Origin of the sequence: Pseudomonas sp. DCB_BI (assembly GCF_026240995.1) — a bacterium.
In the GTDB taxonomy this organism is placed as follows: domain Bacteria; phylum Pseudomonadota; class Gammaproteobacteria; order Pseudomonadales; family Pseudomonadaceae; genus Aquipseudomonas.
In genome coordinates, this window is the sequence record NZ_JAPFCG010000021.1 from 38418 (window position 1) to 59197 (window position 20780).

At 63.1% G+C, this 20780-nt stretch carries 18 protein-coding genes; 5 read left to right on the top strand and 13 right to left on the bottom strand.

Features of this window, described 5'->3' with window-relative positions; all coding sequences use genetic code 11:
• Positions 1-9: 9 nt before the first annotated feature.
• Positions 10-900, bottom strand: coding sequence for a LysR family transcriptional regulator (locus OO258_RS21385; RefSeq protein WP_266032345.1), 891 nt, complete (start codon positions 898-900; stop codon positions 10-12).
• A gap of 87 nt (positions 901-987) precedes the next feature.
• Here OO258_RS21385 and OO258_RS21390 point away from each other — a divergent pair, with 87 nt between their 5' ends.
• The 4 genes from OO258_RS21390 (at position 988) to OO258_RS21405 (ending at position 4507) form a co-directional block, all read left to right on the top strand.
• Positions 988-1320, top strand: a complete 333-nt coding sequence (locus OO258_RS21390; protein WP_110745968.1) for a DMT family transporter — start codon at positions 988-990, stop codon at positions 1318-1320.
• Positions 1321-1501: 181 nt separating this feature from the next.
• On the top strand, positions 1502-2677 hold the full coding sequence (locus tag OO258_RS21395; protein ID WP_266032346.1) for an NAD(P)/FAD-dependent oxidoreductase: 1176 nt from the start codon (positions 1502-1504) through the stop codon (positions 2675-2677).
• A complete protein-coding gene (locus OO258_RS21400; RefSeq protein ID WP_266032347.1) occupies positions 2674-3486 on the top strand; it encodes an aldo/keto reductase in 813 nt (270 codons plus the stop codon). The genes OO258_RS21395 and OO258_RS21400 overlap by 4 nt, the downstream gene beginning before the upstream one ends.
• 52 nt (positions 3487-3538) lie before the next feature.
• The gene (locus OO258_RS21405; RefSeq protein WP_266032348.1) at positions 3539-4507 is read left to right on the top strand and encodes a metal ABC transporter ATPase; all 969 of its coding nucleotides are present in this window, start codon (positions 3539-3541) and stop codon (positions 4505-4507) included.
• 133 nt (positions 4508-4640) lie between these two features.
• Here OO258_RS21405 and hldE read toward each other — a convergent pair whose 3' ends face one another.
• From hldE to OO258_RS21420, 3 genes are all read right to left on the bottom strand, one after another.
• Positions 4641-6062, bottom strand: coding sequence for a bifunctional D-glycero-beta-D-manno-heptose-7-phosphate kinase/D-glycero-beta-D-manno-heptose 1-phosphate adenylyltransferase HldE (gene hldE / locus OO258_RS21410; RefSeq protein WP_110745972.1), 1422 nt, complete (start codon positions 6060-6062; stop codon positions 4641-4643).
• Between the two features lie 130 nt (positions 6063-6192).
• Positions 6193-8001: a lipid A export permease/ATP-binding protein MsbA gene (msbA, locus tag OO258_RS21415; RefSeq protein ID WP_266032349.1), complete on the bottom strand. Its 1809-nt coding sequence runs from the start codon at positions 7999-8001 to the stop codon at positions 6193-6195.
• A 15-nt stretch (positions 8002-8016) separates the two neighbouring features.
• Positions 8017-9192 carry an O-antigen ligase family protein gene (locus OO258_RS21420; protein WP_266032350.1) on the bottom strand — a complete coding sequence of 392 codons (1176 nt, stop codon included), beginning with the start codon at positions 9190-9192 and terminating at the stop codon, positions 8017-8019.
• A 100-nt stretch (positions 9193-9292) separates the two neighbouring features.
• Here OO258_RS21420 and OO258_RS21425 point away from each other — a divergent pair, with 100 nt between their 5' ends.
• The gene (locus OO258_RS21425) at positions 9293-9898 is read left to right on the top strand and encodes a toluene tolerance protein (RefSeq protein WP_110745975.1); all 606 of its coding nucleotides are present in this window, start codon (positions 9293-9295) and stop codon (positions 9896-9898) included.
• A 3-nt stretch (positions 9899-9901) separates the two neighbouring features.
• On the opposite strand, the gene OO258_RS21430 is transcribed toward OO258_RS21425, so the two are convergent.
• The 9 genes from OO258_RS21430 to putP all read right to left on the bottom strand — a co-directional run bounded on the left by OO258_RS21430 (position 9902) and on the right by putP (position 20645).
• Positions 9902-10993 (bottom strand): glycosyltransferase, encoded by a 1092-nt coding sequence (locus tag OO258_RS21430; RefSeq protein WP_266032351.1) that lies wholly within the window; start codon positions 10991-10993, stop codon positions 9902-9904.
• Between the two features lie 37 nt (positions 10994-11030).
• Entirely contained in the window at positions 11031-11804 is a 774-nt protein-coding gene (locus tag OO258_RS21435) for a glycosyltransferase family 2 protein (RefSeq protein ID WP_266032352.1), read from the bottom strand.
• A gap of 65 nt (positions 11805-11869) precedes the next feature.
• A complete protein-coding gene (locus tag OO258_RS21440; protein ID WP_266032353.1) occupies positions 11870-12826 on the bottom strand; it encodes a glycosyltransferase family protein in 957 nt (318 codons plus the stop codon).
• Between the two features lie 37 nt (positions 12827-12863).
• Entirely contained in the window at positions 12864-14267 is a 1404-nt protein-coding gene (locus OO258_RS21445) for a PIG-L deacetylase family protein (RefSeq protein ID WP_266032354.1), read from the bottom strand.
• Positions 14264-15160 carry an antimicrobial resistance protein Mig-14 gene (locus OO258_RS21450; protein ID WP_266032355.1) on the bottom strand — a complete coding sequence of 299 codons (897 nt, stop codon included), beginning with the start codon at positions 15158-15160 and terminating at the stop codon, positions 14264-14266. Before OO258_RS21450 ends, OO258_RS21445 begins: the two co-directional genes overlap by 4 nt.
• On the bottom strand, positions 15160-16290 hold the full coding sequence (locus OO258_RS21455; RefSeq protein ID WP_266032356.1) for a glycosyltransferase: 1131 nt from the start codon (positions 16288-16290) through the stop codon (positions 15160-15162). Before OO258_RS21455 ends, OO258_RS21450 begins: the two co-directional genes overlap by 1 nt.
• Positions 16274-18031: a carbamoyltransferase gene (locus OO258_RS21460; protein ID WP_110745982.1), complete on the bottom strand. Its 1758-nt coding sequence runs from the start codon at positions 18029-18031 to the stop codon at positions 16274-16276. Before OO258_RS21460 ends, OO258_RS21455 begins: the two co-directional genes overlap by 17 nt.
• Positions 18032-18223: 192 nt before the next feature.
• A complete protein-coding gene (locus OO258_RS21465) occupies positions 18224-19060 on the bottom strand; it encodes a 23S rRNA (adenine(2030)-N(6))-methyltransferase RlmJ (RefSeq protein ID WP_010955521.1) in 837 nt (278 codons plus the stop codon).
• Positions 19061-19166: 106 nt separating this feature from the next.
• The gene (gene putP, locus OO258_RS21470; protein WP_266032357.1) at positions 19167-20645 is read right to left on the bottom strand and encodes a sodium/proline symporter PutP; all 1479 of its coding nucleotides are present in this window, start codon (positions 20643-20645) and stop codon (positions 19167-19169) included.
• Between the last annotated feature and the right edge of the window lie 135 nt (positions 20646-20780).

Here is a 20780-nt window from a genome sequence, read left to right on the forward strand (position 1 = left end):
CGGCGAAGTTTACCCGATCGCGCGCAGGTGCACTGCAAAGCGCTCGGCCAGCCACTGCGCAGCAGGGCCCAGGGGTTGATCACGGCGCCAGGCCAACTCCGCCACCAAGGCCGGTGGTCGCCAATCGCTGTCCAGTTCGACCATGTGCGCTTGGTAGGTCGGGTACTGCACCACATGCCGTGGTAACCAGGCCCAGCCCAGGCCGCGCATCAGCAGTTCCGCCATGGCGTAGAAGCTGTCGGCCCGCCATACCTGCGGGCTTATCGCTTCGCCGCCGGGGTACCCGCTTTGTTGTGGCGTGATCAGCAACTGCCGGTGGCGGGCCAATTGTTGTCGGGTGACACGGCCTTCACCCGCCAGCGGGTGCCCGACCGCGCACACCGTGACCATCTCCACGCTGCCCAAGGCACGGCGCTCCAAGGAAGCCGGGATGCTTTCGTGGAGGAAGAACAGGCCCAGGTCGGCGCGCCGCTCCACCAGCTTGCGCGCCACATCGCCCTGGGCTCCGCTAGCCAATTGCACCTCCAGGAACGGGTAGCGACTAGCCAGTTCGTCAAGGCTGTCGATCACCGGCTGATACGGCATGGCTTCGTCCTGAGCGACCCGCAGCAGGGCCTCCTGCCCTCGCATCAGGGCCAGGGCGCGGCCATCCAGGCGTTCGCACTGGCGGAGCAATTCGCGGGCATCTTCCAGCAAGGCGCTGCCGTTTTCGGTCAATTTCGGTTGCCGGCCGCTGCTGCGCTCGAACAGAGTGACCCCAAGGTCGGTTTCGAGCAGAGCGATGGCACTGCTGATCGCCGACTGGGCTTTGTGCTGTTCGCGGGCCACCGCAGAGAACGAGCGCAGTTCCGCAACGCGCAGAAAGGTACGCAGTTGTTCAAGGTTCCACTGCTCGGCCATCTACCTATCTCCAACATTGATAGGTAATGACTTTACCCCATCCTGGCGAAGTCTAGAATGCCCGCTCAGTAACCGGAGGATCCTGCCATGAATGCCTATACCTACCTCGCCATCGCCATCTGCGCCGAAGTCATCGCCACTGCTTCGATGAAAGCGGTGAAAGGCCTGAGCACGCCGTTGCCACTGGTGTTGATGGTGGTCGGCTATGGCATCGCGTTCTGGATGCTGACCTTGGTGGTACGCAGCATTCCGGTGGGGATCGCCTATGCCATCTGGTCGGGGTTGGGGATTGTGCTGATCAGCGTGGCGGCGCTGGTGATCTATGGGCAGAAGCTGGATGTGCCGGCGATGCTTGGCATGGCCATGATCGTGGGTGGAGTGGTGGTGATTCAGCTGTTTTCGAAGACGGCTGGGCATTGATTTTTGCCCTGTGTCTGGCTGGCGGTCGCGCCAGGGCTACCTAGTGCTTGCCGTGATTTTGGGGGTGTCGGGTAGATCGAGCGCAAAAAACCTCAAGGCGGGCCTCTGTTAGCCCTCACACGATCCCCCTCGTGCCCGACCCTGTATACTTGCCAGCTGTCCCAGTCTTCGAGGTACCGCCATGCCATCTGCCATTTCCACTGACGTGCTGATCGTCGGCGCCGGGGTCGCAGGCCTTTGGCTGAATGCCCGCCTGCAACGCCTGGGCTACTCGACAGTACTGGTGGAGCGCGCCAGCCTCGGCGGCGAGCAGACCATCAAGTCGCAGGGCATCATCCACGGCGGCACCAAATACGCCCTGCACGGCGCCCTGACCGGCGCCTCGGAAGCCATCGCCGACATGCCGCGCCGCTGGCGCGAGGCCTTGGCCGGCAGCGGCGAACTGGACCTCGGGCGCACCCGCCTGCTCTCCGATGCCCACTACCTGTGGTCGCCGGGCACCTTGGCCGGCAACCTCACAAGCTTCTTCGCCAGCAAGGCCGTGCGCGGCCGGGTTGACCAGGTCAAGGGGGACCAACTGCCACCGGCACTGCAGGACCGCGCGTTCAAGGGCAAGGTGTACCGCCTGGCGGAACTGGTGATCGATGTCCCGAGCCTGCTGGCCAACCTGGCAGAGCTGGGCGGCGACTCCTTGCTGGCCGGTGAACGCATCGAACCCTTGCGTGAAGGTCATGCATTGGTCGGCCTGCGCGTGGACGACCGGGAAATCCGTGCCCAGCGCATCGTGTTGAGCGCCGGGGCAGGCACCGAAGGCTTGCTGCAGGCGCTGGGCCTGGACCAGCCAGCCATGCAAACCCGCCCGCTGCACATGGTCATGGCCAAGGGCCCGAACCTCAAACCTTTGTACGCCCACTGCCTCGGCGGCGGGCCCAAGCCGCGCGTTACCGTGACCACCCACCCGGCAGCCGATGGCCAGTGGGTGTGGTACCTCGGTGGGGACCTGGCCGAAGCCGAAGGTGTTGCGCGAGAACCCGCGGCGCAGATTGCTGCGGCGCAGAAGGAAATCGCCAACCTGTTGCCATGGGTCGACCAGGGCCAAGTGCGCTGGGCCACCCTGCGGGTAGACCGTGCAGAACCCGCACAATCGGGCCTGGTACGCCCGGACAACGCCTTCCTCGCCGACCAGCAGCGCCTGCTGGTCGGCTGGCCGACCAAGCTGGCGCTGGCACCGGACTTCAGCGACCGGGTCATCAGCCACCTGGAACGCGACGGCATTCGCCCACAAGCGCATGCCGACCTGGCCGACCTCCCACGCCCTCCGCTGGGTGTACCGGCCTGGGAGCAACTGCTGCCATGAGCCTGCCAACCCTGCACGAATTTCATCGCCCGCTGGGCAGCACCGGCCTCAAGGTCTCCCCACTGGGCCTCGGCACGGTCAAGCTTGGCCGCGATCAGGGCGTGAAGTATCCCTCCGGGTTCACCATTCCCAACGATGACGAAGCCCGTCTGCTGCTGGCACAGGCCCGCGAGCTGGGGATCAACCTGATCGACACCGCCCCGGCTTACGGCCGCAGCGAGGAACGCCTGGGGCCACTGCTGCGTGGGCAACGCGATGAGTGGGTAATCGTCAGCAAGGTCGGTGAAGAGTTCGAGGAAGGCCTCTCGCATTTCGACTTCAGCGCCGCCCACACCCGCCGGTCGGTGGAGCGCAGCCTGCACCGGCTCAAGACCGACCGTATCGAACTGGTCCTGGTGCATTCCGACGGCAACGACTTGGCGATACTCGAGCAGCAGGAGGTCTATCAGACCCTGGCCGAGCTCAAGCAGGAAGGCAAGATCCTCGGCTTCGGCCTGTCCGGCAAGACCGTCGAAGGCGGCCTGAAGGCGCTGGAGGAAGGTGACTGCGCCATGGTCACCTACAACCTCAACGAGCAGGCAGAACGCCCGGTGCTGGACTACGCTGCGGAACACGGCAAGGCCATCCTGGTGAAAAAGGCCCTGGCTAGCGGGCATATCTGCCTGGCCCCGGGCGTTGACCCGGTGCAGGCCAGCTTCGAGCTGCTATTCGCCCACCCGGGCGTCAGCAGTGCTATCGTCGGCACCATCAACCCGCTGCACCTGGCTCATAACGTGGCCACCGTCGCCCGTATCCTGGGCCAGCACTGAGTGACGCCTGGCCCACGGGCCAGGAAACTGACCCGACGCAAGGAGGAGCCTCGTGGCGCGAACGCTGATCCGCAAGAACCCGAGCAACTTCAAGACATTGCCCCTTCATGTCGAGGCCACGCCCGAAGGGCTGATCTATCAGGGCATCGGCATGCCGCTGAATTTTGCCCAGACCCAGCAACGGCGCAAGGCCATCCAGTTACCCGACGCGCAACGCTTCGCGGTCGAACTGGCCAACCTGGGCGTGTCGGTGCGACTGACCCTGCACTGGCAGAACCGTGATTACTGGGTGCTGGTGCGCCAACGCCGGCAAGACCGTGGCGATGTAGTGCTGAAACTGATTTCAGGTTACGTGCCGGCACAGGAGCTGAACCTGCCGCTGCACACCGCCGTTCAGGAAGTGGCCGAGGAATGCCTGCTGGAAACCACGGAAGGCTGGCTGGGCGGGCGTTTCAACGATACTTGGCTGCCCGTGCCCTATGCCGCCGCTTTGCACTACCGCGAAACACCACACTTCATACTGACCCCGGAATCGGGTGCTGCGCGCCCGGTGCACTGTGGCAACCTGATGCTGCTCGAGCGACCACGCGCCTACGTGCACCTGCCCACGGCTTCGCTACAGCTTATCTATGACATGCGCCTGCAAGTGCCCCGGGAGGCCAAGAAGCTCAGCCTGTTTCACGTGGACGAGCGGCTGGAGGGCGACCAACTGGTGGCGCGGCTCAACCGCAAGCGCCCAGACCTTTACCTGATGCCATTGAAAGACGGCCAGCCGCTGGCAGAGCTGTATACCCTGAAGAAGGACGAACTGGTGCCGGTGAGTACGCGTGGGCTGTACCTGGCAGAGAGCTTTGCCAAGCGCGAAGGCTGGGTAGTGACGGATGAGCGGGTGCGCTGGAAGGACTGGGTGAAACAGCAAGGGCTGGTGGAGAGTAAGCCGGCGCGGGCATCGCACCTTCAGCGCTTTGGCGACAAGGCGCGGGCGCTGCTGGAACGGGCACGCACCTCACTGCACAAGTAGGGTGGCGGGTGCCACTGCCGTAGGCTGCTGTTCAGGTCGCCACCCTCTCCTGTAGGAGCAGCAAGGCTGCTCCTACAGGCATGGCGTAAGCTCGAAGCCTACACAGCACCTGGAAAAGCAGCCTTGGGCATGATCAGTTCTTGCGGATTTTCTCGACAATCGCCGTGGTCGAGCTGTTTTCCACCAGCCCCAGCACCTTCACGGTACCGCCATAAGCCTTGACGATATCGGCGCCGACCACCTGATCGATGCCATAGTCCCCACCCTTGACCAGCACATCTGGCTTTACCTGACTCAGCAGGTTTTCCGGGGTGCCTTCAGGGAAGCTGATGACCCAGTCCACGGCGCCCAGGCCGGCCAGCACGGCCATGCGCCGGTCGACGCTGTTGATTGGCCGGCCCGGCCCTTTCAGGCGGCTGACCGAAGCGTCGTCATTGACTGCGACGATCAACCGGTCGCCTTGAGCGCGTGCCTGTTCCAGGTAGGTGACGTGCCCGGCATGCAGGATGTCGAAGCAACCGTTGGTGAAGACGATCTTTTCCTTGTGCGCCCGCGCGTCATCAATGGCCAGCAGCAGTTGCTCCAGGCCCAGCACGCCACGCTCGGAGCCTTCCTCACGCTGAATGGCCCGGCGCAGTTCAGGGGCACTGATGGCCGCGGTACCCAGCTTGCCGACCACGATACCCGCCGCCAGGTTGGCCAGGGCCACCGCGTGAGGCAGGTCCTCGCCTGCTGCAATGGCTGCGGCAAGCGTGGAGATGACGGTATCGCCGGCACCGGTCACATCGAACACTTCGCGTGCCCGCGCCGGCAGGTGCAGCGCCGGCTGGCCGACCCGCAGCAGGGTCATGCCATGCTCGCCACGGGTGACCAGCAAAGCACCGAGGTCCAGGTCCTGCAGCAGCTGCAGGCCCTTGGCAACCAGGTCGGCCTCATCGGCGCAACGGCCGACGATGGTCTCGAACTCGCTGAGGTTCGGGGTGATCAGGCTGGCGCCGCGGTAGATGGAAAAATCCTTGCCCTTGGGGTCGGCCAGCACTGGAATACCCTTGGCCCGCGCGGCCTGGATCAGGCTTTGGTGATTCCTCAATGCGCCCTTGCCGTAGTCGGACAGGACCAGCACCTTGACCCCTTCGAGCAGGCTGTCGACCTCGGTGGCCAGCGACAGCGGGTCGGTGGCGAACGGTTCTTCGAAATCGATACGCAGCAACTGCTGATGACGGCTCATGACCCGCAGCTTGACGATGGTCGGCTGGTGCGCAATGCGCTGGAACACCGAACGCACGCCGGCCGCCTGCAGGCTGTTGGCAAGGCTGTCGGCGGCTTCGTCTTGCCCGGTGACACCGACCAGCGAAGCCGGGGCGCCCAGGGCGGCGATGTTCAAGGCAACGTTGGCCGCGCCGCCGGGGCGATCCTCAATCTGATCGACCTTGACCACCGGCACTGGCGCTTCAGGCGAGATACGCGAAGTACCGCCATGCCAGTAGCGGTCGAGCATGACATCGCCGACCACCAGTACCGGGGCTTGATCGAAACGCGGCATGGACAACTTCATGGGCAACCCATATGGAAATAATGAACAGGGGCAGGATATTAGCACAGGGTAGACGACGGCTTTACGGCCAGATCGTCCCCGGAAAATTCCCGTGACAATCGGGGCCATGACGGCCCCGATCAAGGAGGGTTCAGGTGATATCGGCCTTGGCCGGCTCATCCAGGCCCATGGCATGCAAGCGGGCATAATGGCCATTTGCTGCAAGTAGCTCGGCGTGGGTGCCGCGCTCGACCAGACGGCCCTGGTCCATGACCAGAATCTGGTCGGCCTTCTCGATGGTCGACAGACGGTGGGCGATCACCAACGTGGTACGGCCTTGCATGACATGGTCCAGGGCCGCCTGGATATGCCGCTCGGACTCGGTATCCAGCGCCGAGGTGGCTTCGTCGAGGATCAGCAGCGGCGCGTTCTTCAGCAGCGCGCGGGCAATTGCCAGGCGCTGGCGCTGGCCACCGGAGAGCAGCACACCGTTTTCACCCACCTCGGTATCGAAGCCCTTGGGCAGGCGATCGACGAACTCCTTGGCGTAGGCATCGGCCGCAGCCGCTTCGATGTCGGCACGCGGGGCGCCAGCCAGGTCGCCATAGGCGATGTTGTTGGCGACGGTGTCGTTGAACAGGGTAACGTGCTGGGTCACCTGGGAAACGTGGCGACGCAGGTTGCGCAGGCGGTAGTTCTCGATCTCCACACCATCGAGCAGGATCTGCCCCTGGTCGTGGTGATAGAAGCGCGGAATCAGCGCCGCCAGGGTTGACTTGCCACTGCCGGAACGGCCCACCAGGGCAATCATCTGCCCAGGCTCGGCGGTAAAGCTGATGTCGCTCAGCACTTCCCGCTCGGTCCCCGGGTAGGTGAAGCTCAGGTTGCGCACTTCCAGACGCCCTTCGACCCGCTCCTTCTCGACGGTGCCGGTGTCCACTTCAGGTGCTTCGTCCAGTTGTTCGAAGATGCTTTCGGCACCTGCCAGGCCTTTCTGGATGGTCGAGCTGACCTCCGAAAGCTGGCGAATCGGCTTGGGCAACAGGCCGGCGGCGGTGATGTAGGCCACCAGGTCACCGGCGGTGGACTCACCACGCAGGAACAGCACCAGGAACATCAGCGCGGCCATGGCACTGTAGATCACCAGCTGCAGCATCGGCGTATACAGCGAGCCAGTCTTGGTCATGCGCAGCTGTTTGTCGGTGTTGCTCTGGCTGGCCTTGCCGAAGCGTCGTTGTTCGTAGGCTTCACCGCCGAAGCTGCGGACCACGCGATAACCCTGGATGGTTTCCGAGGCAACGTGGGTGACGTCGCCCATGGCCACCTGGATCTTCTTGCTCTGCTTGCGGAATTTCTTGCTGGCGATGCTGACCATTACCGCGATCACCGGCAGGATGGCAACCATCACCAGGGTCAGGTGCCAGTTCATCCACAACAGGTAGGCGAACAGGAACACCACGGTCAGGCCTTCGCGGATCACCACCTTGATGGCGTCAGTGGCCGCACCGGTCACCATGGTCACGTTGAAGGTGATGCGCGAAATCAGGTGCCCGGAGTTGTGGTTGTCGAAGTAGCGGTTAGGCAACACCAGCAGCTTGTTGAACAATTCCACACGCAGGTCGTGCACCAGGCACAGGGAAACCTTGGCCAGGAAATAGTTGCCGAGGAACGAGCCCAGGCCCTGCCATGCGGCGATCAGTATGATCAGCAGCGGTACCGCCTGCAGCAATTGCAGGTCACGCAAGTAGGGAACGTTGGGGAACAACACCGCTTCGGGGTTGCTCAGCCCATCGACAAAATACTTGAGGATGCCGGCCAGCATCGGCTGGGTGGAGGCAAAGATCACAAAACCAACAATGCTCAGCAGGAAAATGCCGACATAGGGTTTCACATAGCCCAGCAGCCGGAAGTAGATCTTCAGGCTGGAGGTGTGCTCCGCCGGTCGCGGTGTTTCGGCCATTATCGAGCTCGCTGTTCAGGTTGAACCGGAAATTTTACCACAGGCGTCATTTTCGGCACGCCCCCATGGCAGCATCATGGCAAGGCCCACCGGCAGCCAGCTGATGAACCATTCGGCACGTGGCGTACCTGTGAGGCTGGCAGCATCGAATTGCATGGCCAGCGTCGAATACACCCAGAAGCCCAGCAGCACCTTGCCGAACAGGGTACCCCGCGCGCGAATGATTTCCGCCAGGGTATACAGCCAAACCATTACCCACAGCAGCATGCCTGGCAGCCCCATCTCTACCGCGATGTGGGTGAACATGTTGTGGGTATGGTCGAAATGTCTGCCGACTGCACTCACGTCGTAGGCCGAGCCCAGGCCAAGACCGGCCCATGGATGCATGGCAATCATGTCCACCACGGCTTGGAAGATCTCTGGCCGGTGGGACGAGCCCCGCTTGGCGATCACGTCGTACACAAAGGAGAAGGCCAGGCCGATGGCCACCACTGCCAGAATGGACAACACCCGGCTATGACGGTCACGGAACCATAGCGGCGCCATGATCACGGTAATTACCAAGGCCAGGACGGCCCCACGGCTCTGGCTAAGCATGGCGAACGCCCCCAGGCACACCAGCGCCCCCAGCCATAACAGCTGCAAGCCACGCTGCCGGGGCGGTTGGTAAAGCAGTAACAGCACGGCCGAGCCGATGACATAGGCACCCAGGATCGGGTGCGATATCTCGCCGATACCCTGCAGGCGCGCCAGCACTGGCATGTGCCGCACGCCGTAGAAATGAATGATCGAAACCAGTGCAGCAATCGCCAGCAGCCCGCTACCGACCAGCAAAAGCTGGCGAATGCGCGCCTGGCCAAGCTGGGCTAGCAGCGGGAACGCCAGCAGGAACACCAATATGTAGAGCAGCCGCTTGATCTCGCGCCCGGTGTCCTCTGCGGCCGACCAGAACAAGCTGACCCCACTCCATCCCAGTAGCAACAGCACACTCGCCCAAAGCGCCGGCTGACGCCGGCAGGCTTGCAGCAGTACGCCTCGGGCCGACCAGGCCAGTATCAGCGTCGGCAGCCACAGGAACAGTACCAGGCCCTGCTGATAAACCTTGTTGCTCGGTGCCAGGGCAATCGCCGCGAGGAACCAGACCAGACCCACTCCTAACCAGGCTCGTGCCCAGTTTTTTTGATACAACATCCTTTCCCCCGATGAATCAAAGACACCATCCATGGTGCTACAGCATTATTTTCGGCATTATTGCCGGTCATTTTGCTCGCCAGACGACAAGGCTCTATTCATGCAATGTTCCCGGCTCACCCAGGTCGACTTCGATCAGCTGACACTCGGCGCACAGGTGCTTGAGGCAGACAGCCATGGCGCCAAAGTCTACCTGCTCGCGGATGGTAATTTCCTCAAGGTTTTTCGTAGGAAGCGGCTGATTTCATCTGCACTGTTGCGCCCCTACTCCCAGCGCTTCGTCGACAATGCTGCGCGCCTGGCCCAACTGGGCATCCCCACCCTTGAGGTGATCAGCCAGCACAAGCTCGACCTGCCAGGCCGCACCGCAGTCCTGTACCGCCCACTGCCCGGCCGCACCCTGCTGCAGATGTCACGCGATGCCGGCTTCAGCTGGGATATCTACCTGCCGCGCCTGATCGACCTGATCCGCCAGCTGCACCGCAGCGGGGTGTACTTCCGCTCGCTGCACCTGGGGAATGTGGTGGTCACCCCCGACCAGCGTCTGGGCCTGATCGACGTGGCTGACATGCGTTTCCTGCGCCCGCCACTGTCGGCACGCATGATCCGGCGCAATGTGCAGCACATGGTGCGCTACATCGAGCGGGAGAACCTGGGTGACCGGTTCCCCCTCGCCGCCTTCGAGGCAGCCCTGCTGGCGCGCTGAACGTCAGCTACGCAGCAGGCTCTGCGAACCCGCGCAGAACGCTTGCCAGGCCTGCTCCGGGGCCAGAGCATGGCGTTGCTGCGCCGCTACTGCCGAGGGGCTGAGTGCCGTGCACCGCTCAATTGCTTCGGCCCAGGCAGCCTGGTCGGCAATCGGCAGATAGCCACCGGTATCACGCAACTGCTCGCGGAACACCTGCAGGTCGCTGCACACCACGGGCACATCGGCCATCACCGCCTCTTGCACCACCAGCCCAAGGCCTTCGGAACGGGACGGCACCAATAACCAGTCGAACGCCCGATACAGCTGCTGCATGTCCTCGCGGTAGCCGCGCAGGTGGACGCGTCCCGCCAGGCTCAGCGCACCGATACGACGCTGCAGCGCGGCATGCTGCGGCCCCTCACCAATGATCGCCAATTGCAGGCCCGGCTGCAGGGCGCTTGCCTTGGCGAATGCTTCGACCAACATTTCGAACCCCTTGCTCTCGACCAACCGCCCCACCGCACCCAGCATCATTCCGGGTGCCTGCGGCAGCTGCAGCGCCTGCCGGGCCGCATCCCGGCTCAGCAAGGGCGCGGCGAATGCCAGCGGGTCGAGCGCCATGCGCAGGGTCTGCACTGGCCTGCCCAGGTCACGTTCGAGCGATTCGGCCAATGTGTTCGAAACCGCCGCGATGCTCAGGCGCTCCGCCGGCAGCATGCGCAGCAGGCGGATATCGCTGCCGTTCAGCCGTGTCTTGCCGTGGAACAGCACCTTGGCTCGCACGCCGGGAATGCTCTGCAACAGCGGCAGCACCAGGCGCGCAACGCCAATTCCGTCGAGCAGCACGACTTCCGCCCCGGCCTCAGCCAGCGCCTTGCGCAAACGCATGCGCAGCCACGGCCGCAGCAGGCGCCACAAGTGACGCCCCTTCAGGGCACGTGCCGGCATGTGCCACTCCCGGGTCGAACCAAGCCCACAACAGAGCCCGCTGCCCAGCAGCAACCAGTTACTGATCCGGGCATCGGCACCCGCGTTCGACAGTACTTGCCGATGCACCTTGTGGATGGACATGTAAGGCGTTCCACCCGCCCACATCATATTGACGATGTTCATGGGCCCTCTCCCGCTCATGTCAGATGGGACAGCGACTTCATTGAACAAAAATGGTGATACCCATGCCGATCAAGGCACCCGCCACCAGCGTCAATGCCAGTTTCATCCGATCACGTTGACGACGCTTGGCCTTGCGCTCCACTTCTATGGGCAAGGTCACGTGATTACCGAATCCAGTGTGCAATACTGCATCACCCTCCAGCGTGACCGCTGTCAGATTTAACTCAGCGTAGCGACGGGAAAGCGCCTTTTCTCCAGCATAGGCGGCAAATGGCGCGCAACGTTGGTAATCACTCAAGCGACGCAACCCAGGGTTGAGCGAAAACGCCTGCCATTCGGCCTTGTCCGATAGCAACGGGTAGCAAGGCACGCCTGCAATGACCTGGCGGTCGCCCAGGTGTATGTATGGGCTGTGGATGGCCAGGTCGTGGGCATGGCTGCGCAGCCACACCTGCAACAGGTTAGGGCTGGCGTCCAGAATGGCCCGCGAGTCTTCGACAAAACCCTGCCGGTAGAAATGCCAGTCATCCTCGCAGTGGAAGATGTATGGGGTCTTGACGTGGCTGTAGGCCAGGTCGATTGACGGCAACTGGCCGAGCTTGGGCCGGTTGACGAACACCTTGCAGTGCGGTTTCCAGTGCTCCGGCACAGCGCCATGCACGGCATCGTCACCGGAATCTTCGGTGATGAAAACTTCGCGGATCGGCGCAGTGTTGCAGCGATCGAAACTCTCAAGGGTGTCTTTGAGCAGATCGAACCGCCCACAACTGGTCACGACGAGCGTGACGTCACTCTCATTTGAAAAGCGCACCGGACTCCCTCCGCATTGCGACTAGCGGCTTTCAACACCCGCTCCTGGGCGCGAAAGCTCTTATGTTAGATGCCCAGCTTCAGGCGCAGCCGCTGCCATGCAGTCAGTGGCGGGTGGGGCCTGAGCGCCGGGCGCATGTGGTCGACGATGCTACGTCCAACTGCGCCGAAACTGAAACGGGAAACTGCCAGCTGGCGGCCGTTTTCTGCAATCTGACGCGCCAGTTCAGGCTCCGCACGCAAGCGCCGGAGCTTTTCCTGAAGGGTCGGAATGGTGTCATAGAACACCACGTTGTGCATGTCCTGCAGGCCTAGCGCGCGGTTTTCTTCCTCGCCTTGGTCATACGCCAGCAGCACACAGCCACAGGCCATGGCTTCGAAGTTCTTGATCATGTATTCGCCCATGCCCACATCAGCGCTGACGAAGAAGCGAATACGGTTGAGCGTGTTGCAGTAGTCCTCGCCCGACTTGGTGCGGGTAACCACCAGGTTTTCGACCTGGCCCAGCTCGTCCAGCAACGCCTTGCGGCCGCTGTACGCCACGCTGTTGGTGCTGCCGACGAAGGCCAGTTCGATATCGCGATCGCGCCCTTGGTCGGCCAGCAATTGCTCGTCGTAGCCCTTGGGCACGAACACCGCGTCGAAACCTTCCTGGCGCAGGCGCTCGCTGACCATGTAGCCGGAACTGATCACCCGCGCCCAAGGCAGCTGCCGGTAATGGGCGCTGAACTTGCCGGTGTACTTGCACGGGATGTAGTTCTGGTAGGCGTCGTGTTCGAGGATGACCAGGTTCGGGATGGTGCGAATGAAACCCACCTGGCGGATCTCCTGCTTGAAACGCAGGAAAAACACAATGCGGTCATAGCGCTCAACCTGCACCTCGCGCTTGAAGTAGCGGCGCAGGTTGCGCTGCTCATCGCTGGTCAGCCAGCGAAGGTCGCACTCGCAGTTGGCCGCGACGCCGTCGTACAGGCGGTCGAGAATCGCCCGCTGCTCCTTCTGTACCAGAAATAGGACTTTCATTACGTTCCTTGGGCGCTCTGCGCCATCGCGGTCAGGTTTACAGCTCACGCCGCCAGAACAACTCATGCCGGCGCACGGCCTTGCGGAAGAACTCGTTCTCCCCGTAAGGCGACGGGCGGCGCGCGGCCAGCCAGCGTTGCAACAACCGGCGCAGGCGGCGCTTGAACGGCGCCCGCGGCTGCAGGTCGTGCATCATACCCAAGGCCATGGCCTTGTCGCGCTGAGTGGCCAGGTCCAGCACCAGGCTGCACGGTGCCCAGGCCTGGGCTGCGTTCAATTGCGGCGGCAACGCCACGCCATCGCCACTGTCGCCCATCGGCCAGCGGTCGTTGTCGTGCAGGTGATTGGCGTAGCACAGCAGGGTTTGCGGCTGCCAGGCCAGGCCTTGCAGGGCTTCGAGCACGGCGGCCTGGGCGCAGATGTGGTCCGGGTGCGGATCGAGCTGCGGGTGCGGCATCACCAGTACCTCGGGCCTGGCCAGCTCCAGCAGGGCGCGCAGGTCAGCCAGCAGATTGTGCCAGGTGGGGGCGCCATCCTGATCGGCAGGCAGCGGGAATGGGTTGAACTGGCGAAACGGCCGTATATCGGCCATGGCGGCTTCGCGAGATGCCGCAGGCCGGTCGGGAGCCGCCTGCATTGCAGGCAACTGCAGGCAGAAGTAGCCCAGCTGTACGCAACGCGATTCCGGCACCCCGGCCCAACGCGGCACGGCGATGCTGTCCCAGGCACGCAGGCGACCCTTGAGGCGTGCGGCCTCGGCCTGGTCCATGCCCATCTGTTGATAATGCTCGGCCTCGATTTCACCGGCAGTCAGGGTCACCACCCAGGTTTCGTCGGCCTGGCTGTACAGGCCATAGGCGGCCAGCTCGGCGTCGTCAGCGTGGGGGGCAATCACCATCACCCGGCGCCGTTGCAGCTCTACCGCCGGGGTTACCCACAGCCGCGGCTGACCTTGCAGTCGACAATGCCGACCACGCAGGCGCAGCGTGCCGGCCTGCAGTGGCGCCGCCAGGCCGGTAAGGTTGAGGAAACGAAGGCCATCGACACCGCGCTCGAAGGTTTGCTGGTCGGCCTGCTCGCCAGCCACCAGTTCGACTCGCGGATCGAGAAAGCGCCCTAGCCAGCTGCTTTTTACCTGCAGTTCAAGTACCAGGGTCTCATCGCCCTGCAGCGTGCAGTCGACCTTGAGCTGACCAGCATGCAGGCTGGCAGCAATCTGCTGCGCCTGCTTGCCGAAGTCGTAGGCATAGTCCTCGCCAGGCGCGTAGAACAGATGGTCCGCGAACCAGGCCTCGTGGGCGGCCCAGAGCAGCGGCAGCAATAACAGTGGCAACCACCACCAGCTGAATACACCCAAGGCGACCAGCGCAACCAGCCCGGCCAGCAAGCCCAGGCGTTTGTTGCGCCGATGGCGCTTGAGCAATTGCTGCTTGCGACTCACGCCTGATACACCGGCACAGGGTTGCACCAGCGGTCCTTGTACTCGCGGTCGGCACGGCCGAACGAGAACCGCAGCGGCTTGTTCCGCGCATGGGCGTCTTCCCAGGCCGCCTGGGTATTGAGGAAGCTCAGCACGCTGCCTGGGCTGAAGGCCTTGGTTTCCGGGTCGACACCGCCATTGATGTATTCGACGCTGATCCACGCCGGGGCTTCGACGCGATACACCAGCTGGATGGCAATCGGCTTGCCCTCCAGCAGCAGCACCGAACCGATCAGCAGCTCGCGCAAGCGCTGCAGCACATCAGCCATGCGCTCGGCGCCAGTGGCCGGGAAGCCCCAGCGGCGCTGGAACAGGTCGCAGTAAATGCTGGCGATTTCCTGCGCACTGAAGTCGCTGATGGGGCGTACGACCCCGCCCGCCTCTTCCAGCAGGCGTAGTTCACGGCGCTGGTTGTAGCGGAACTTCTTCGACAGGTCTTCATGTGCGCGGGCCATGGCCAGCTGTTCCTTCTGTGCCTTGAGGCCGCTGAAACGGCCCAGGTTCAGTTCGGACAGATAACGCACGGTATGGCGCAGCGGGGCAGCAGCATCAGCCGCCGCCGGCAGGATGATTTCGGCGTTGCCGAGGTCGAACAGGGCTTTCTTGCCGGCGCGCTTGAGCACGTCCTTGGACAGTGCCAGGTGGCGCCCCCAGGTCGGAACAGCAGCTTTCAACTCGCCCGCCTGGTGCCAGCCCAGATATCGCACCGGAATTTGCGCCAGGTCGGCCAGTTGCTCGATCACCAGCGGGTGGGTGGCGACACTGCCACCAAAGCGGGCCCATGCCTCGGCATAGGCCTTGGCATCGATAACTTGCCAACCGCGTTCGCGGAAGGCCTGAATACGATTGAGCATCAGGCCTGCCCCGCCAGCGCACGCACCTGCGGCAGTTGCCAGAAGGCTTCGCGCACCGCTTGGTCGGAGAACCGCTCACGCAGGCGCTGCAGCATATGATCGGCACAGGCGTGACGCTGCCCGGCATCCAGCACAGCCATGTGCTTCAGGCCCTGAGCCAGCTGCTCCGCATCGCCCAACGGGAATAGCACACCAACACCCTCGACCACTTCGCGGGCACCGCCACAAGCCGTCGCCAACACCGGCACACCGGCAACCATGGCTTCAAGCAAGACCATGCCGAATGGCTCATGGTCTGAGCTCAAGGCGAACACATCGAAGGCCTGGAAGTAGCGGCGGGCATCCGGTACCTGCCCAAGGAAATCCACTTGTCCGGCGACCCCCAGCTCGGCTGCCAAGGCCTTGAGCTTGTCTTCCAGGCGGCCCTTGCCGAGGATGGCAAGGCGGGCACCCGCTGGCAGCCCCGGCAGCGCCTGGGCGAAGCCACGCAACAGGGTGGCCTGGTCCTTGTCCGGGTGCAGGCGCCCGACATTGCCGACCACCCACGCCTGCGCATCCAGGCCCAGCGCCCGGCGCGCCTCGGCGCGCGGCACCAGGGCGGCTTGCAGGGCGTCGATATCGATGCGGTTGTAAAGTGTCTGGATGCGCTCGGCCGGCCACTGCGGCAGGCAGCGACGCATATCGTCACGTACTGCATCCGACACACCCAGCAGGCTCAGACGCTTGCTGAACAGGTTGGCAAAGAGGCGTCGGCCCTTGCGCTGGTAGTCACCAAATGCATGGTGCACGCCAATCACCGGCAGACCGGTGCCCAGCAATGCCACATAGATCGGCTTGAAGCGGTGGGCAATGCAGAAGGCAAAATTGCGCTCGGCCGCGATCCCGCGCAACGCGCGGATCGCGCCAAGCTTGAGGCCGCGCACAGCCTTGGAGCTGAACTCCAGGAACAGCACCTCGTCCGACGCACAGCCGGCCGCTACCTGCGGGTCGGCGGCGCCGGTGAGGAACACCGTGGTGACCTGGTAGCCGCGCCCCTGGAACAGGCTGGCATACTGACGGGCGCAGTCCAGGAAAGGCCCGTCATAGCCATGGCAGAACTGCAGGATGCGCGGTTCAGAGCGGCTGGTCATAGGCGGCGGCGCCGTCCTTCACGACCAGGATGTCTTCCATGATCAGGTACTGCAGGTCCGAGCCGAAGAACATGTTCAGGGCGTCGGTCGGCGAACAGATCATCGGTTCGCCACGGCGGTTCAGCGAGGTGTTCAGCGATACGCCGTTGCCGGTCAGGTCTTCCAGCGCCTTCATCATGTCGTAGTAGCGCGGGTTGTACTCGCGCTTGAGCACCTGGGCACGCGACGTACCGTCCTCGTGGACAACTTCCGGCACGCGGGTCTTCCACTCTTCAGCCACTTCGAAGGTGAAGGTCATGAACGGCGCCGGGTGGTCGACCTTGATCATCTGCGGGGCGACGGTGTCGAGCATCGACGGGCAGAAAGGTCTCCAGCGTTCGCGGAACTTGATCTGATGGTTGATGCGGTCGGCTACGCCCTCGACGCTTGGGCAGCCAATGATCGAGCGGCCGCCCAGCGCACGCGGGCCGAACTCCATGCGCCCCTGGAACCAGGCCACCGGGTTGCCGTCGACCATGATCTTGGCGATCTGCTCGGGCATGTTGTCGAGCTTGCGCCACTTCGGCGCATCCGGGTGGCGGGCACAGGCGGCGATCACGTCTTCGTTGGAATACGACGGGCCGAGGTAGACGTGCTCCATCTTCTCGACCGGCACACCACGGGCGTGGGAAACATAGGCCGCAGCACCAACCGCAGTACCGGCGTCACCGGAAGCCGGCTGGACGAACAGTTCCTTCACATCGGAGCGGGCGATGATCTTCTGGTTGAGCTTGACGTTAAGCGCACAGCCGCCAGCGAAGGCCAGCTTGCCGGTTTCGCGCAGGGTGTCGCCCAGGTAGTGGTCGATCATCTGCAGCGCCAGCTTCTCGAACAGCGCCTGCATGCTGGCCGCGTAGTGGATGTACGGCTCGTCGGCGATGTCGCCTTCGCGCTTGGGACCCAGCCATTCGATCAGCTTCGGCGAGAAGTAGAACCCCTTGCCCTTCTCTTTATAACGGCGCAGGCCAATGACGTTGGCGTATTCGGTGTTGATCACCAGTTCGCCGTTTTCAAAGCTGGCCAGACGCGAGAAGTCATATTTGCTGGCATCGCCGTACGGCGCCATGCCCATGACCTTGAATTCGCCGTCGAGCATTTCGAAGCCGAGGAACTCAGTGATTGCACCGTACAGGCCGCCCAGCGAATCTGGATCGAAGAATTCCTTGATCTTGTGGATCTTGCCGTTTTCGCCGTAGCCAAAGAAGGTGGTGGCGTACTCGCCTTTACCGTCGATGCCGAGGATCGCGGTTTTTTCCTTGAAACCGGAGCAGTGGTAGGCGCTGGACGCGTGGGCCAGGTGGTGCTCGACCGGCTCGATCTTGACCTTTTTCGGGTCGAAGCCCAGTTGCTCCAGGCACCAGACGATCTTCTTGCGGTAGCGCTTGTAACGACGGTTGCCCATCAGGATGGCGTCGAGGGCGCGGTCCGGGGCGTACCAGTAGCGTTTGGCATAGTGCCAGCGCGCCTTGCCGAACAGGCTGATCGGGGCGAACGGGATGGCTACCACGTCGACGTCGGAAGGCTTGATGCCCGCCTGCTCCAGGCAGAACTTCGCCGACTCGTAGGGCATGCGGTTCTTCGCATGCTTGTCACGCACGAAGCGCTCTTCTTCGGCGGCGGCAATCAGCTTGCCGTCAATGTACAGGGCCGCGGAAGGGTCATGGCTAAGGGCGCCGGACAGGCCAAGAATCGTCAATGCCAAGGGATTAGCCTCTTCATTCGGTAGAAATGCGCCAGCGGCCGCTTGGGCGGGTGGCGACTAAAGGGCGGGATTATAACGCAAACATTGGAGGCACACCGCCCCCTTGTGGGAGCGGGTTCACCCGCGAAGCAGGCAACGCGGTGGATGGCACCGGCGCTGCCGGTGTTCGCGGGTAAAGCCGCTCCTACAGGTTTACTCGGCGATCAGCCAGTCCATGCGGTAGCTACCAGCAGTCTGTGCCAATTCCTTGGCCAGCCATGGCAACAGCTCCTTGAGCTCATCCTCCAGCCCCCACGGCGGGTTGGCGATGGCCAGGCCCGAACCATTAAGGCCCTGCGGGCTGTCCTGGTGGTGTACATACAGCTCGACCCGCAGCAGCTTTGGCGCGCCAGTGCTTGTCAGGTCCTGATAGTAGCGGGTCAGCGAACGCTGGTCCTTGATCGGGTACCAGATGGCCGCAACGGTCTGGCGCATGCGGCCGATCGCCTCTTTCATGGCAGTGGTGCAGCGCTTGAGCTCATCGGCCTGCTCGAACGGCGGGTCGATCAGCATGATCGCGCGCTTTTCCTGCACCGGCAGCAAGGCCCGCGGCACATGCCAGCCCTCACCCAGGTGCACGGTTACGCGCGGGTCTTTTTTCATGTTTTCTTTGAGCAGCGGCCCGTCTTCGGGGTGTTTCTCGTTGAGCAGGGCGCGGTCTTGCTGGCGCATCAGACGGCGGGCGAGTTCGGGCGAACCCGGGTAGTAGCGCAGCTCGCCATCGGCATTCAGGCGCTTGATGATGCGCAGGTAGTCGTCGGCCATGGCCGGCAGGTCATCGCGATTCCACAGGCGGGCCACGCCTTCCAGGTACTCGCCGGTACGACTCGCCTGGTCGCCCTGCAGGTCATACAAGCCGAGCCCGGCGTGGGTATCTATATAGGCGAACGGCTGCTCCTTGCGCGACATCAGGGCGATGAGGCGGGTCAGCACGATGTGTTTGAGGACGTCGGCGTGGTTGCCGGCGTGGAAGGCGTGACGATAGTTCATGGCAACTCCTGCGAAGGCGGCAAGTTTACCTTGCCTTGCAGGCGGAGTCAGGCCTGGCTGCTGATTGGCGGCACCCGCAAAGCAGGTGCCGCCAATTCAACGGGTATTACTTGTCGGCGTGATACGCCGCGTCAGCAGCCTCGAAGCGCTGCACCATCGCTTTGGAAGGGCTGCCCAGCTTGCTCACCAGAACGATGGCGATGCTCGCCAGCAGGAAGCCTGGGATGATTTCGTACAGGCCCAAGGTATCGATCTGCTTCCACAGGATCACGGTCAGTGCACCGACCACGATACCGGCCAGCGCGCCGTTACGGGTCATGCCTTTCCACAGCACCGAAATCAGCACCACCGGGCCGAAGGCGGCACCGAAGCCTGCCCAGGCATATGCCACAAGGCCGAGCACGCGGTTTTCCGGGTTGGCAGCCATGGCGATGGCAATCAGCGCCACGGCCAGCACCATCAGGCGGCCGACCCACACCAGCTCTAGCTGCGAAGCGTTCTTGCGCAGGAAAGCCTTGTAGAAGTCTTCGGTCAAGGCACTGGAGCACACCAGCAACTGGCAGCTCAGGGTACTCATGACCGCAGCCAGGATGGCCGACAGCAGCACGCCCGCAACCCATGGGTTGAACAGGATCTTGGCCAGTTCGATGAACACACGCTCGTGGTTCTCGGTAACCGGGCCGGCCAGGTCAGGGTTGGCCGAGAAGTAGGCGATGCCGAAGAAGCCCACCGCGCAGGTACCGGCCAGGCACAGGATCATCCAGGTCATGGAGATACGGCGCGCCTTGGCGATCGACTTCACCGAATCGGCTGCCATGAAGCGCGCCAGGATGTGCGGCTGGCCGAAGTAGCCCAGGCCCCAGCCCATCAGCGAGATGATGCCGATGAAAGTAGCGCCCTTGAGCATGTCGAAGTTGGCTGGGTTAACCGCTTCGATGGCAGCGAAGGTGGTGTCGAAGCCGCCCGTGGAGATCAGCACGATCACCGGGGTCAGGATCAGCGCGAAGATCATCAGCGAAGCCTGCACCGTATCGGTCCAGCTCACCGCAAGGAAACCACCGATGAAGGTGTAGGCGATGGTCGCTGCTGCACCTGCCCACAGGGCGGTCTCGTACGACATGCCGAAGGTGCTCTCGAACAAGCGGGCGCCGGCAACGATGCCGGAAGCGCAATAGATGGTGAAGAACACCAGGATGACGATCGCGGAAATGATACGCAGCAGGCCGCTGTTGTCGTCGAAGCGGCTGGAGAAGTAGTCCGGCAGGGTCAGTGCGTCACCGTTGTGCTCGGTTTGCACACGCAGGCGCCCGGCAACGAACAGCCAGTTCAGGTAGGCACCGACGGTAAGACCGATGGCGATCCAGGCTTCGGAAAGACCAGAGAAATAGATGGCGCCCGGCAGGCCCATCAGCAACCAGCCACTCATGTCGGAGGCGCCGGCAGACAGCGCGGTAACCACGCTACCCAGGCTGCGACCGCCCAGAATGTAATCGGAAAGGTTCTTGGTGGAGCGATAGGCGGCGAAGCCGATCAGCACCATTACCGCGATGTAGATCACGAAGGTGATCGTTAGTGGATTGCCCATGCGTGTGCCCTGGCGTTTGTTTTTATGTCATGCACAACCGCGGCATGGCGGTTGCACCCAGGCGGCGAATGCTATGCAACAACCCAAAGCAGGTGCAACCATTTTTCATGTCCAAGTTGCACCTCTTGGCGCAAT